Genomic DNA, 12,003 nt, shown 5'->3' with positions numbered 1-12,003 from the left:
AGGGGCCTGACTGGACTCTGGCACTCATGAACATTCTTGTTACCGGTGGCGCCGGATTCATCGGCTCGCAGTTCGTCCGCGCAGTCCTGTCAGGGGAGATGCCGGGGCTCGAGACCGCCTCCGTCACCGTACTGGACAAACTCACCTACGCCGGCAATCCGGAGAACCTCGCTCCGGTCGCCCACCTGCCCGGCTACCGGTTCGCGCACGGCGACATCTGCGACGCGGACTTCGTCGCCTCCGTCCTGCCCGGCCATGACGCGGTGGTGCACTTCGCCGCGGAGTCGCACGTCGACCGGTCGATCACCGGCGCGGCCGCGTTCGTCACCACGAACGTGCTCGGCACCCAGACCCTGCTGGACGCCGCCCACAAGCTCGGCATCGGCCGCTTCGTGCACGTGTCCACGGACGAGGTGTACGGCTCGATCAGCGAAGGCTCGTGGACCGAGGACTGGCCGCTCGCGCCCAACTCCCCGTACGCCGCGGCGAAGGCGGGCTCCGACCTGATCGCGCTCGCCTACCACCGCACGCACGGGATGGACGTGGTGGTCACCCGCTGCTCCAACAACTACGGGCACCATCACTTCCCCGAGAAGATGATCCCGCTGTTCGTGACGAACCTGCTGGACGGCAAGAAGGTCCCGCTCTACGGCGACGGCGGCAACATCCGTGACTGGCTGCACGTCTCCGACCACTGCCGGGGCATCGCGCTCGCGCTGCAGGGCGGCAAGGCCGGTGAGGTCTATCACATCGGCGGCGGCACCGAGTTGACGAACAAGGAGCTCGCCGGCCGGCTGCTGGAAGCCTGCGGCGCCGGCTGGGACATGGTCGAGTACGTCGAGGACCGCAAGGGCCACGACCTGCGCTACTCCCTGGACATCGGCAAGTCCCGCGCCGAGCTGGGCTACGAGCCGCTGATCGGCTTCGACCAGGGCCTCGCCGACACCGTCGCCTGGTACCGCGACAACCGCGCCTGGTGGGAGCCGCTCAAGGCCAAGGCGGCGCTTTCATGAGCGATGCCGGCACGAACGAGGACCCGGCCGCCGGCGTCACCCGCTGGCTGGTGACCGGGGCCGGCGGCATGCTCGGCCAGGAGGTCGTGGCGGCCCTCGCGGCTGATCCGGCTTCGGCCGTCACCGCCGCCACCCGGGCCGACCTGGATCTGACCGACCCCGCGGCGCTGCTCGCGGCGGTCCGCGGCCACCGGATCGTGGTCAACGCCGCCGCCTGGACGGACGTCGACGGCGCGGAGGCCGACGAGGCCGCCGCCACCGTCGTCAACGGCGACGGAGTGCGCCACCTGGCCGCCGCCTGCGCCGCCGCGGGCGCGCTGCTCATCCATGTCTCCACCGACTACGTCTTCCCCGGCGACGCCAAGGAGCCGTACCGCGAGGACGACCCGACCGGGCCCGTCAACGCCTACGGCCGCGGCAAGCTCGCCGGTGAACTCGCGGTCGCCGAGCTGCTGCCCGACAGCGGCTACACCGTGCGCACCGCGTGGCTGTACGGCGCGCACGGCCGCAACTTCGTGGCGACCATGCTGAAGCTGGCGGCCACCCACGAGACGCTCGACGTCGTCGACGACCAGCTCGGCCAGCCCACCTGGGCCCGCGCGCTGGCCGTCCGGCTCACCGAGCTGGGCCGCGCCGCGCTCGCCGGCGACGCCCCGGCCGGCGCGTACCACGGCACGGCCGCCGGCCAGGCCACCTGGTACGAGCTGGCCCGCGCCGCGTTCGAGCTGTCCGGCCTCGACCCGGAGCGGATCCGCCCCACCACGGCCGACAAGTTCGTCCGGCCGGCCAAGCGTCCGGCCTACAGCGTGCTGGGCCACGACCGCTGGTCCGCCGCCGGGCTGCCGGCGATGGCCGACTGGCGGGACGAGCTGAAGGCCGCGGTCGCGGCGGGAACGTTCGCCGCCGGAGCCTGAGTTCGGCCGGCCGCACGACGCAGGACCACGGAACGACGAAGGAGGGGCACCCGCCGCGGCGGGTGCCCCTCCTTCGTCGTTCACCGGGTTACGGCTGGCCCTTGCGCCAGGCGTACTCGCAGCCGTGCAGCAGCTGGTCCGTCTCCGGCGGGGAGATCGGGTTGAGCTTGCGCGGCGGGTCGCACTTGCCGTGCGGGGCGAACTTGGAGCAGGTGCCGTCGGGCTTCGCGAGCAGGTGCGCCTGGTAGGCGAGCCGGCCCATGGTGCTGACGCCCTTCGGGTTCTCCGGGAAGAAGGGGTCGGACTGGGCGGAGGCCGCCATGCCGGTGAGCACCACGGTGGCGGTCAGTACGCCGATGGCGGCGTAGCGGCCCGCGTTGCGGGACGCGGCCGGCGACTGCAGCGCGGGGATCGCGGCGAGCCGCTCCTTGACGCGCTCGCCGGTCAGGACGCAGGCGAGACCGAACAGCGCGAGACCGCAGTAGAGGAGCGTCTGGTAGGTACGGGGGAAGAGCTGGACCGCCTGGTCGCGCTCCATGTGGGAGGCGAAGAAGAAGCGGATCGCCCAGGCGCTGCCGAAGCAGGCGACGACGCCGATGACGGCGGAGCGGCGCAGCCCGACGGTGAGCGCCACCGCGACGCCGACCATCATCAGCGCGGTGAACACCCCGACGCCGCCGAGTTCGCCCGGCGGCGGCCACATGCCGGGCAGGTTGCCGTTGCGGGTGTAGAACGGCGTCATCGCGATGTAGCCGGGGTCGACCAGCGTCAGCGTCGAGCAGAAGCGGTCCTTGGTGCTGTCGGCGGCCGACAGCAGCATGTAGCCGTACTTGCCGCCGATGATCAGGAACGCCAGCAGAGCGGTCCCGAGGAACGCGCCGGCCCGCAGCATCCCGTCCCGCCCGGAGCGCCAGGGGAACAGCCCGACGATGGCGAGGAGTATCCCGGGGGCGGACCAGATGTGCCAGCCGGAGTAGACGATGAACAGGACGCCGAGCATCGCTCCGACGGCCGCGCCCCGCCAGGCCACGGCCGGATACGGCCGGCGCGGTGAATTGCGCAGCAGCTGCAGGAGCTTGGCGAGCAGCGGGATGAGGACGACGAGCACCAGCGGGCTGTACGGCTTGTAGACCACGACCGAGGGGATGCCGGCCAGCATGCCGACGCCGAGCGCCGGCAGCGGACGCAGGAACATCCGCCAGGCCAGGTACGCGGCCGGACCGGTGAGCGCGATCGAGATGATCAGGATCCACTTGAGGGCGAACGCCGTCTGGTGGTTGTCGACGAAGTGGTCGGCCCAGAAGGCGGTCAGGTGCGGCAGCACCGGCGGGTAGATGTTGACCATGTGGCCGCTGTGCTGGATCTGGGTGGCCCAGGCCTCCAGCCGTCCGTTGTCACCGCTCTGGCCGTTCAGCGGCCAGGGGGTGCCGCGCAGGGCGACGACCTGTCCGCCGGCCGTCATGCCCGTCGCCAGTCCGGCGATGGCGGCGCAGACCAGCCGCAGCACGATCCGGTGCACCCGGGGACTGGCCCGGAAGACCGACCAGAGCACGAGGGCGAGCAGCGGCAGTGCCACCGCGATGAGCCGGAACTGCAGCGCCGCCAGCCCGCTGACCTGTCCGATCCGGGTCATCGGGTTGACCGCGATGGACGTGCTCCACCGGGCGAAGGCGAGGGCGGCCCCGATCGCGACGGCGAACTCGGCGGCGATCATCGCCAGCCGTTTGCGCCAGGGCTTGAACGCGACAGCGGCGGCGTTGAGCACCCCTGCTGCTCCGGGCGCCCTCGGCGCGTCGGTCGGTGTCATATCTCAGTCAGCTCCAGCGATCCGGTCGGTCGCCCTGGCAGCGGCGTGACCGTCTTCGAGGTCGGTGTGTGTGCGCCGGAGCCGGACGGGTAGGGCGGCTAGCGTGCTGACCGCCGTCTTCACGTGTGAGGTGCTGCACACCAGTACTGATGAGGTTCGGTGGGACAGCGTTCCAGATCGTACGGGAATCCCGATCGGGGTTTGCCGCCGGGCGGGCCCGGGGGCCTGCGGGCACTGGCCCGCGGCCGGTCAGCCGGGCTTGACGGTGCCGATCGCCTCGGCATCCCCGACGAGTGCCCGGGTCGTCGGGTCGAAGGGCCGGTCGAAGCGGCGCAGCCCGACGCGCAGTCCGAACAACAGGGCGACGGCGGCGGCACTGGCGGCGATCGCGTAGGACAGTTCGACCTGCAGCGCCGTGCCGCCGGGCAGCAGGGGGGCGATGCCGAGGGCGAGGGCCCCGATGGTCCAGGCGACGCACAGTATGCGGTGGCCGCCGGTGGCCAGGGTGCCGCTGCTGAGCACGATCGCGGCGAGGTGGGCGACCGCGCCGAGACCCAGCAGACCGAAGTCCAGGGAGCTGAGGGCCGGCGGCGCGTGGAAGGCCGTCTCGTTCAGGGCCGGGCCGATCACCGCGCAGACGACCGCCCAGCCGGCGCCGAGCGCCGACACCATCAGCAGGTTGCCGCGCAGGGTGCGCAGGAAGCCGGCCTTGTCGCCGGCGGTGTGCCGGCCGGTGAGCTCCACCAGCAGGGACGCCTGCATCGAGCTGACCAGGAACTGCGGCACCCGCACCAGGATCAGCGCCGAGACCAGGGCGGTGACCAGCGGGGCGTTGTCCGGGTCGAGGAGCTTGGCGGTGACGACCGGAGCGTTGGCCACGGCCTGCATCAGCGTGGTGGAGACGACCAGCACGCCGAAGCCGTTGTGGATCTCACCGGGGCCGGCGGCCGGTCCCGGCCGGGACGCCCGGCGCATCGCGGGCAGGCACAGGAGCACGGCGGGCAGCGGGGCCAGCGCCATGGCCAGGCCGAAGGCGAGGAAGGAGCCGTTCGCGGCCAGCAGAGCGACCGCGGCGCCCACCCGCAGCGCCGCGTCGGCGGTCAGCTGGACGGCGTACCAGCGGAAGTTCCCGTACCCGGCGAGGATGCCGCGCGCGGTGTGCTGCGCGGCCCAGCCCACGAAGGCCGCGCCCAGCACCGCGACCATCGCCCGGTCGCCGTTGAAGAGCAGGTTCGCCAGCGGGCCCGAGGCCGCGGCCAGCGCCGCCAGGACCACGGCCAGCATCGCCGTCGCCGTGAGTATCCCGCGCCGGATGGCGGGTCCGGCGCCCAGCCCGGAGGCGGTCCGCGCGGCGACCACCCGGGTCAGCTCCTGCTCGACGGGGAAGAACAGCCCGATGCCCGCGAAGGCGATCACCGACCACAGGACGGAGATCTGGGCCATGTCGTCATGGCCGAGCGTCCGTCCGGCCAGGGCCAGGAAGATGTACGAGGCGCCGGCGTTCGCCGCCACCCCGGCCCCGACGAGAAGGGTCCCGGAAGGGAGCGTGCGCAGGAGTGCTGTGGGCGACTTCATGTGGCGGCCAGAATACCCCGGAGGGCATGACAGGTACTCGCCGGACCTGCGCCCCGAGCGGCCCGGAGCCCGTGGGGCGTGGGCGTCCACCCGGCTTTCGGCTCTTGTGGCCAAGGGGTACCATGAGCGCCGTGTCCGGCAGCGTGTGTGACGTCGCCACCCAGTCGAGGGTTGGCGGGACGTCTTCTTCGCCCTCTGCCCGGTAGCCGGTCATTCCCTGGACGTCAGCCGACGTCGGTATGACGCGGCAGCCTCGTACTCCGACCGGAAAGACGGCTGAATCGTGCAATTGTCCGTACTGACTTCGGTGACCGGCTTGGCGGTGCTCGGATGCATCGTCGAGCTGTTGCGTCGCCAGCAACTGCGCGAGAAGTACGCGGCCCTGTGGCTGCTCATCGGCCTGATCATCGCTCCGCTCGGTTTCTTCCCGACCTGGCTCGACTCGATCGCCAACAAGCTCGGCGTCGCCTCCGGTGTGAGCCTGGTGCTCTTCGCCGGCTTCGTCCTTGTGCTGCTCGTCACACTGCACCTGAGCTGGGAGTCCAGCCGTCTCGAGGCCGAGACGCGCACCCTGGCCGAGGAAGTGGCCCTGATCCGGGCGCACTTGGCGCAGAGCGCCGACCCGATGCCCGCCAACGCGGTGAAGCCCGTCATCGACGGCACCACCGGCACCGACGGGACCACCCCCACCACCCCTACGGATGATCGCGAGGCCCGGGCATGATCGATGGCCGACGGGTGCTGGTGATCGTGCCGGCGTGGAACGAGGACGCCGGACTGGCGACGACCCTGGGTGAGATCAACAAGGAACTGCCCGACGCGGACATCCTCGTCGTGGACGACGGTTCCACCGACCGCACGGCCAAGGTCGCCGCGGCGGAGGGCGCGATCGTCGCCCGCCTGCCGTACAACCTCGGCGTCGGCGGCGCCATGCGGCTGGGCTACCGCTACGCGCTGGAGTACAACTACGACGTCGCGATCCAGATCGACGCCGACGGCCAGCACGACCCGAGCTATGTGCCGGCCCTGCTGCGCGAGCTCGACAACGCCGACCTGGTCGTCGGCGCCCGCTTCGGCGGCGAGGGCGACTACCAGGCCCGCGGCCCGCGCCGCTGGGCGATGCGGCTGCTGTCCGGAGTCATGTCCAAGCTGGCCGGCACCCGGCTGACCGACGCCACCTCCGGCTTCCGCGCCTGCAACCGCGACCTGATCGAGTTCTTCGCCGGCTGGTACCCGGTGGAGTACCTCGGCGACACGGTGGAGAGCACCGTCGGCGCGATCCGCTGCGGCTACACCGTCCGGCAGGTCCCGGTCGCGATGCGGCCGCGCACCACCGGCAAGCCGAGCCACTCGCCGCTGCGCGCCATGGTCTACCTGGCCCGCGCGGGCCTGGTCCTGCTGCTCGCGCTGATCCGGCGGGTGCCGACCCAGGCCCCGCACACGATGGCCTCGGCATGACCGACCAGGATCCGTCCGGCGGCGGTTCCGCCGGACCGCGCTTCGACATCCTGATGCCGTACTACGGCGACGTCACCCTGATGCAGGACGCCGTCCGCAGCGTGCTGGCCCAGGACGGAAGCGACTGGCGGCTCACCGTCGTCGACGACGGCAAGGAGGCGGGCGTACCGGAGTGGTTCGCCGCCCTCGCCGACGACCGCGTCCGTTACCTCCGCAACGAGCGGAACCTCGGGGTGACGGGTAACTTCAACCGGTGCGTGGAGCTGTCGGAGGGCGAGTACACCGTCCTCATGGGCTGTGACGACCTGCTGCTGCCGAACTATCTGCGGACGGTGCGCGCCGCCCTGGACCATGAGCCGAAGGCGACCATGGTGCAGCCCGGCGTCGATGTCATCGACGGCGAGGGACGGTTGTCCCGGACCCTGGTGGACACCACCAAGGAGCGGCTCTACGCGCCGAAGGGCCCGCGCCCCCTCACGCTCAGCGGCGAGGACCTGGCGGTGAGCCTGCTGCGCGGCAACTGGCTCTACTTCCCCTCCATCTGCTGGCGTACCGAAGCGATGCGCAGGTTCCGCTTCCGGGCCGACCTCGGGGTCATCCAGGATCTGGCGCTCGTCGTCGACCTGCTGCTCGACGGCGCCTCACTGGTCGTCACGGACACCGTGTCCTTCCAGTACCGCAGACATGCCGTCAGCGAGTCGTCCGCCAAGGCCCTTTCGGGGGACCGCTTCGACGAGGCGCGGCGCTTCTTCCGGGAGACCGCGGAACGGCTGACGGCCCACGGCTGGAACCGCGCCGCGAAGGCCTCGCGCCGGTACTGGTCCTCACGGCTGCACGCGCTCACCCTGCTGCCCGCCGCGGCCCGCCGCGGACCCCGGGGCAGCACCCGCGGATTGATTCGGCACGCGTTCGGTTCCATCGGCAGGGGCCCCACGACCTGATTGTTACTCAGCTGCACCGCGGCGGTGAACGAATCGTTATCGACGTTCTTCGTCCGGCCGGGCGAATTCACATTCTGCGATCCTGCTCGCCTGTATGATCGTAAAATCATGAATCTGCGCCGGATAGCTCTCCTTGTCGCCGCCCTCGGCGTAGTTGTCGCAGTATGCGTTCAGTACGGCACCAACCTGCTGGACAGTGCCAAGGAGACGGTGACGGCGCTGCCGACACCCGGGCGCCCGCCGGTGCAGGTGGTGACTCCGCCCCCCGAGAAGGGCGGTCCCGGCAAAAATGTCGGAATCAATGTCGCCAAGGAAAACGCCCTTCCGGGTACGACCGACTGGAAACTGAAGAACCCCGGTCCGCAAAACGCTATCGAAGGTTATGCCGATCGGGTGAGTGTCGACCCGGGCGATAAATTCGGTCTGTACGTCTCCACCCCTGCGCGCGATTTCCAGGTGGAGGCGTACAGGATGGGCTGGTACGACGGTAAGCAGGGCCGGCTGGTCTGGTCGTCCGACCGTGTCAGGGGTCAGCGACAGGCCGCCGCGGAGACGACTCCGCAGATCTATATGGCGCGCGCCCCCTGGAAGCGTTCCCTGGAGGTCTCCACCCAGGGCTGGCCGGAGGGCGACTACCGGCTGAAGCTCGTCTCCGCCGCCGGCCACGACCGCTGGGTGCCCCTCACGGTGCGCTCGAAGTCGGCCGAAGGCCGCAGCGTCTTCATCAACGCGGTCGCCACGTGGGCGGCGTACAACTCCTGGGGCGGCGCCAACATTTACGGCGGCATCAAGGGCTACGGGGACCGGGCGCGCAAGGTGAGCTTCGACCGCCCCTACAGCGGGGCGGGCGACGGCCTGTTCGGCTGGCACGAGCTGCCGATGCTGACGCTCGCCGAGCGCATGGGCATCCCGTTGGCCTACGGCACCTCGCTGGAGCTGGATTCCGAGCCGGCCCGCTTCAAGGGCGCCCGCGGGATGATCTTCCCGAGCCATGACGAGTACTGGTCGTCGGGAATGCGGACCAACACCATCGCCTTGCGTGACAAGGGCGTCAACCTGGCATTCTTCGGGGCGAACAACGCCTACCGCCACGTGCGGTTCGAGTCCTCGCCGCTGGGCGCCGAGCGCGTCGTCACCTGCTACAAGGACGCCGCCGAGGACCCGATGAGCCTCACGGACACCGACGAGGCCACCCAGCAATGGCGGCAGGCGCCCAACCCGCGTCCCGAGTCCTCGTTCCTCGGCATCCAGTACGAATGGGCCGGGGTGCTCGCCCCGTACGTGGTCACCGACCCGAACGTCTGGATGTACAAGGGCACCGGCGCGCACGCCGGTTCGCAGTATCCGGGTCTCGTCCGCAGTGAATTCGACCGGGTCTTCTCGGACGGGAACACTCCGCGGCCCATTCAGATTCTCTCGAATTCGCCGGTGGTCATCAACGGCAAGGACAAGAGCTTCGCCAATTCGTCCTACTACACCACTGTTTCCGGCGCCGGGGTGTTCAGCGCGGGAACCCTGGGATGGACGTGTGCCGTGGACGCGTCGCCGTGCTGGGGCAAACTGCCCAAGGAAACCGGGAAATTCGCCACCAAGGTCGCCGAGAACATAATCAGCGCCTTTCAGGCGGGGCCCGCGGCCAAGGCCCATCCGGCCGTGGACAACTACGAGAAGTACGCCCGCCCGACAGGCCGTTTCAAGTACAACATGTGACCCACGTCGCACCCGTGCCCCGGCCGGGGCACGGGCGGCGCCCGCCGCTCAGAGCCGGGACAGGCTCGCGGCGGCGAAGAGCACATCGCGGATGACGTCGCGGTCCCCGTCCTGGCCCACCGCTATCCGCTCGGGCTCGAGATGACCCGCGGCCAGCTGGCAGAACTCGACGCTGTCGAGCGCGACATGGGCCACCGCCTCCTCGGCGGTGGCGAGCGCGCCGGGTGAGTCCAGGGCGATGTACCAGTTCCCCCCGCCCCGGCCCTCGACCTCCAGATGCACCGACCGGCCGGGTGAGCCCGCGGCGGTGAGCCGGGACGGGGAGGCCGTGAGTCCGGCGCGGCGGCGCCCCGCTATGGCGGTGGGCAGCATCCGGGCCGCCAGGTCGATCATGCGGTTGAGGTTGCGCGGCGCCGGCGGGTCGTACGGGTAGTCGACGGCCTCGGCGATGTCCCAGGCGTGTATCCAGCACTCGAAGGCCCGATCGAGGAAGGCGTCCCGCAGCGGCAGCGTGAACCCGCCGTACCCGACGTCCAGTCCGGCCGTCCCGTGACCGGCGAAGGACACCGTGCGCACCAGCGTCCGGCTCTGCTCGCGCCACCGGGCACGCAACGGGGCGCCCGGCACGTTCCGCGCCGTGGCCCAGTAACTCTCGGTGCGCTGCGCGGGATCGAACGGCAGCTCGTCGATGGGCAGCCCGAGCGCGGACGCGACCAGGCCGTCCACCGCGCAGAGATGGCCGATGACCTGCGCGACGGAGACCTCACGGGCCACCCGCTTGTCCTCGTACCAGCGCAGTTCCACCGGCGCGTCCCAGTAGCCGTCGCCGAGATCGCGCAGCAACGCGTCCAGCCGGGCGGACTCCGCGTCGTACGGGCCCGCCCATTCGGGCACCGGAATGCGCGCCGGGCGGCGGTCGAGACAGCCCGACAGCACCCGGGACCGCAGCAGCGGATCAAGGTCGAGCGTCTCCTCCTGGTGCAGCAGGCCGACGGCGTCGCGCAGCCGCAGCGCCTCGTCCGCGCAGGCCGCGCAGTCCGTGAGGTGCACCTCGACGGCGAGCGACTCGTCGCGTGAGCAGGCGGCCAGCGCCCAGGCGCCGAGCAGGGACTTGAGGGTGCTGTGGTCGTACGGCGGGAACGGTTCCCGGTCCGGCCCGGTGCCCGTCGTCCCGGCGGTCACCGCTGCCGCCCGTCGAGACCCGCGTGCGCGGCGGGTGCCATCGCGGTGGACAGCAGCTGCAGGCCCAGGCGCAGCCGGCGCCTGGCCTCGTCCTCCGTCACGCCCAGGTCGGCGGCGGTCTGCCGGTAGTCGCGCCGCCGGAAGTAGGCGAGTTCGAGGGCGTCGCGCAGCGGGGCCGGCATGGAGGTGACGATGAAGTCGGCGCGGGCCGCGGTGTTGGCCTCGCGGACCTTCGCCTCGACCTCGTCCTGGCTGCTCCGGCCGCGGTTCTCCGCATGGCGCAGCCGCTGCACGGCCCGGCGCTGGGTGAGCGCGGCGATCCAGGAGCGCAGCGAGCCGCGCCTCGGGTCGTAGGCGTCGGGGTTCTCCCAGAGGAAGCCGAAGACCTCGCGGGTGATGTGGTTCGCGGCCTCGTCGTCGTCCAGCACGCGGTGGGCGAGGCTGTGCACCAGCGACGCGTACCGGTCGTACAGCTCGCCGAGCGCGGCTTCCTCCCCGCGGGCCAGCCGCTGCTGCATCTTGCGGTCCCAGCGGGGTGGTGCCGGTGTCGCCATGCCGCCGCCCCTCTCCCCTCGCCGCCGGCGGTTCCGTCGGCGGCGTCCGCTCTGCCGGGCCTGCCCGGCCCCGTCAGCTCGAATGTAACCGCCACCTACGACGGCGTACGCCCCTTTGCGCCATCCTGCCGCCGTATCGGACCGCTTCTGGCGATGTGTTATGCGGGTGTGACCGCGGTACTGCTCGGCTGTGCGGGATTCCGGGCATAGGGTTCACATGATGACGCTGTCGCAATTCCCCGAGGAGCGGCCTTCCGGGCCTCCGCGGACCGCCAGGGTGGCCGGGCTGCTCCCAGCGACGTCGCGAGGTGAGACTCAGTGGAAGTAACGCAGGTCGAGCAGGACGGCTGGGCCGTGGTGATCGTCACGGGCGAAATGGACCTCCTGACCTCCCCCACCGTGCGCCAGCACGTACACGAGGCGGTCGCCGACGGGCGGCGCAGCGTGGTCCTCGATCTCGCGGAGGTGCGCTTCTGCGACTCCAGCGGAGTGGGTGTGCTGATCGCCGCGCGCCGGCTGATGCGTTCGTGTGCGGGCCGGCTCCGTATCGTCCTGCCGGACCAGGGCGCCGCCGACGACGGCTCCCATGTCAACCGGGTGCTGGCCGCCCTCGGCGTCCGCCGCCTCTTCGACGTCTACCCGGACCTCGCCTCCGCGACCGACGACTCGGCCCGGCCGATATCCGCCTAGGGCCTGTCGTCTGGATCTCCGCGGCGTCGCGGTGTCCAGCACGCACATCTGCCGCGTTGTCGTCGGTCGACGACGCTCCGCGTCGCCTCCCTCCTCCGCCTTGCAGCTGCACGCACCGGACACCGCTCCTTCCCCCACGGAGATCCAGACGACAGACCC

The 12,003-nt window shown here is 71.1% G+C and carries 11 protein-coding genes; 7 read left to right on the top strand and 4 right to left on the bottom strand.

The window, feature by feature from the left end:
* The first annotated feature begins 26 nt into the window (after positions 1 to 26).
* Positions 27 to 1,013, top strand: a complete 987-nt coding sequence (rfbB, locus tag LNW72_RS18145; RefSeq protein WP_250976381.1) for a dTDP-glucose 4,6-dehydratase — start codon at positions 27 to 29, stop codon at positions 1,011 to 1,013.
* A complete protein-coding gene (gene rfbD / locus LNW72_RS18140) occupies positions 1,010 to 1,927 on the top strand; it encodes a dTDP-4-dehydrorhamnose reductase (RefSeq protein ID WP_250976380.1) in 918 nt (305 codons plus the stop codon). The genes rfbB and rfbD overlap by 4 nt, the downstream gene beginning before the upstream one ends.
* 88 nt (positions 1,928 to 2,015) lie before the next feature.
* Here the strand turns inward: rfbD and LNW72_RS18135 are convergent, their stop codons facing one another.
* Together LNW72_RS18135 and LNW72_RS18130 are read right to left on the bottom strand one after the other, a co-directional pair.
* Positions 2,016 to 3,734 (bottom strand): hypothetical protein, encoded by a 1,719-nt coding sequence (locus tag LNW72_RS18135; RefSeq protein ID WP_250976379.1) that lies wholly within the window; start codon positions 3,732 to 3,734, stop codon positions 2,016 to 2,018.
* 249 nt (positions 3,735 to 3,983) lie between these two features.
* Entirely contained in the window at positions 3,984 to 5,309 is a 1,326-nt protein-coding gene (locus LNW72_RS18130) for a hypothetical protein (protein WP_250976378.1), read from the bottom strand.
* Positions 5,310 to 5,598: 289 nt separating this feature from the next.
* Between LNW72_RS18130 and LNW72_RS18125 the strand changes: the two genes are divergently transcribed.
* From LNW72_RS18125 to LNW72_RS18110, 4 genes are read left to right on the top strand one after another with little or no spacing between them, the layout of a single operon-like run.
* Positions 5,599 to 6,033: a DUF2304 domain-containing protein gene (locus LNW72_RS18125; protein ID WP_250976377.1), complete on the top strand. Its 435-nt coding sequence runs from the start codon at positions 5,599 to 5,601 to the stop codon at positions 6,031 to 6,033.
* Positions 6,030 to 6,767, top strand: a complete 738-nt coding sequence (locus LNW72_RS18120) for a glycosyltransferase family 2 protein (protein ID WP_250976376.1) — start codon at positions 6,030 to 6,032, stop codon at positions 6,765 to 6,767. Before LNW72_RS18125 ends, LNW72_RS18120 begins: the two co-directional genes overlap by 4 nt.
* Positions 6,764 to 7,708: a glycosyltransferase family 2 protein gene (locus LNW72_RS18115; RefSeq protein ID WP_250976375.1), complete on the top strand. Its 945-nt coding sequence runs from the start codon at positions 6,764 to 6,766 to the stop codon at positions 7,706 to 7,708. The genes LNW72_RS18120 and LNW72_RS18115 overlap by 4 nt, the downstream gene beginning before the upstream one ends.
* Positions 7,709 to 7,732: 24 nt before the next feature.
* Positions 7,733 to 9,418, top strand: a complete 1,686-nt coding sequence (locus LNW72_RS18110; RefSeq protein ID WP_250976374.1) for a N,N-dimethylformamidase beta subunit family domain-containing protein — start codon at positions 7,733 to 7,735, stop codon at positions 9,416 to 9,418.
* Between the two features lie 48 nt (positions 9,419 to 9,466).
* On the opposite strand, the gene LNW72_RS18105 is transcribed toward LNW72_RS18110, so the two are convergent.
* On the bottom strand, positions 9,467 to 10,600 hold the full coding sequence (locus LNW72_RS18105; protein WP_250976373.1) for a maleylpyruvate isomerase family mycothiol-dependent enzyme: 1,134 nt from the start codon (positions 10,598 to 10,600) through the stop codon (positions 9,467 to 9,469).
* On the bottom strand, positions 10,597 to 11,154 hold the full coding sequence (locus LNW72_RS18100; RefSeq protein WP_250976372.1) for a sigma-70 family RNA polymerase sigma factor: 558 nt from the start codon (positions 11,152 to 11,154) through the stop codon (positions 10,597 to 10,599). The genes LNW72_RS18105 and LNW72_RS18100 overlap by 4 nt, the downstream gene beginning before the upstream one ends.
* A gap of 318 nt (positions 11,155 to 11,472) precedes the next feature.
* Between LNW72_RS18100 and LNW72_RS18095 the strand changes: the two genes are divergently transcribed.
* Positions 11,473 to 11,844, top strand: coding sequence for an STAS domain-containing protein (locus LNW72_RS18095; protein ID WP_138353549.1), 372 nt, complete (start codon positions 11,473 to 11,475; stop codon positions 11,842 to 11,844).
* Positions 11,845 to 12,003 lie beyond the last annotated feature (159 nt).

Origin of the sequence: Streptomyces sp. RKAG293, assembly GCF_023701745.1 — a bacterium.
In the GTDB taxonomy this organism is placed as follows: domain Bacteria; phylum Actinomycetota; class Actinomycetes; order Streptomycetales; family Streptomycetaceae; genus Actinacidiphila.
Note: the sequence above shows the minus strand (reverse complement) of the source record. Positions and strands in the feature narration are given on the sequence as shown.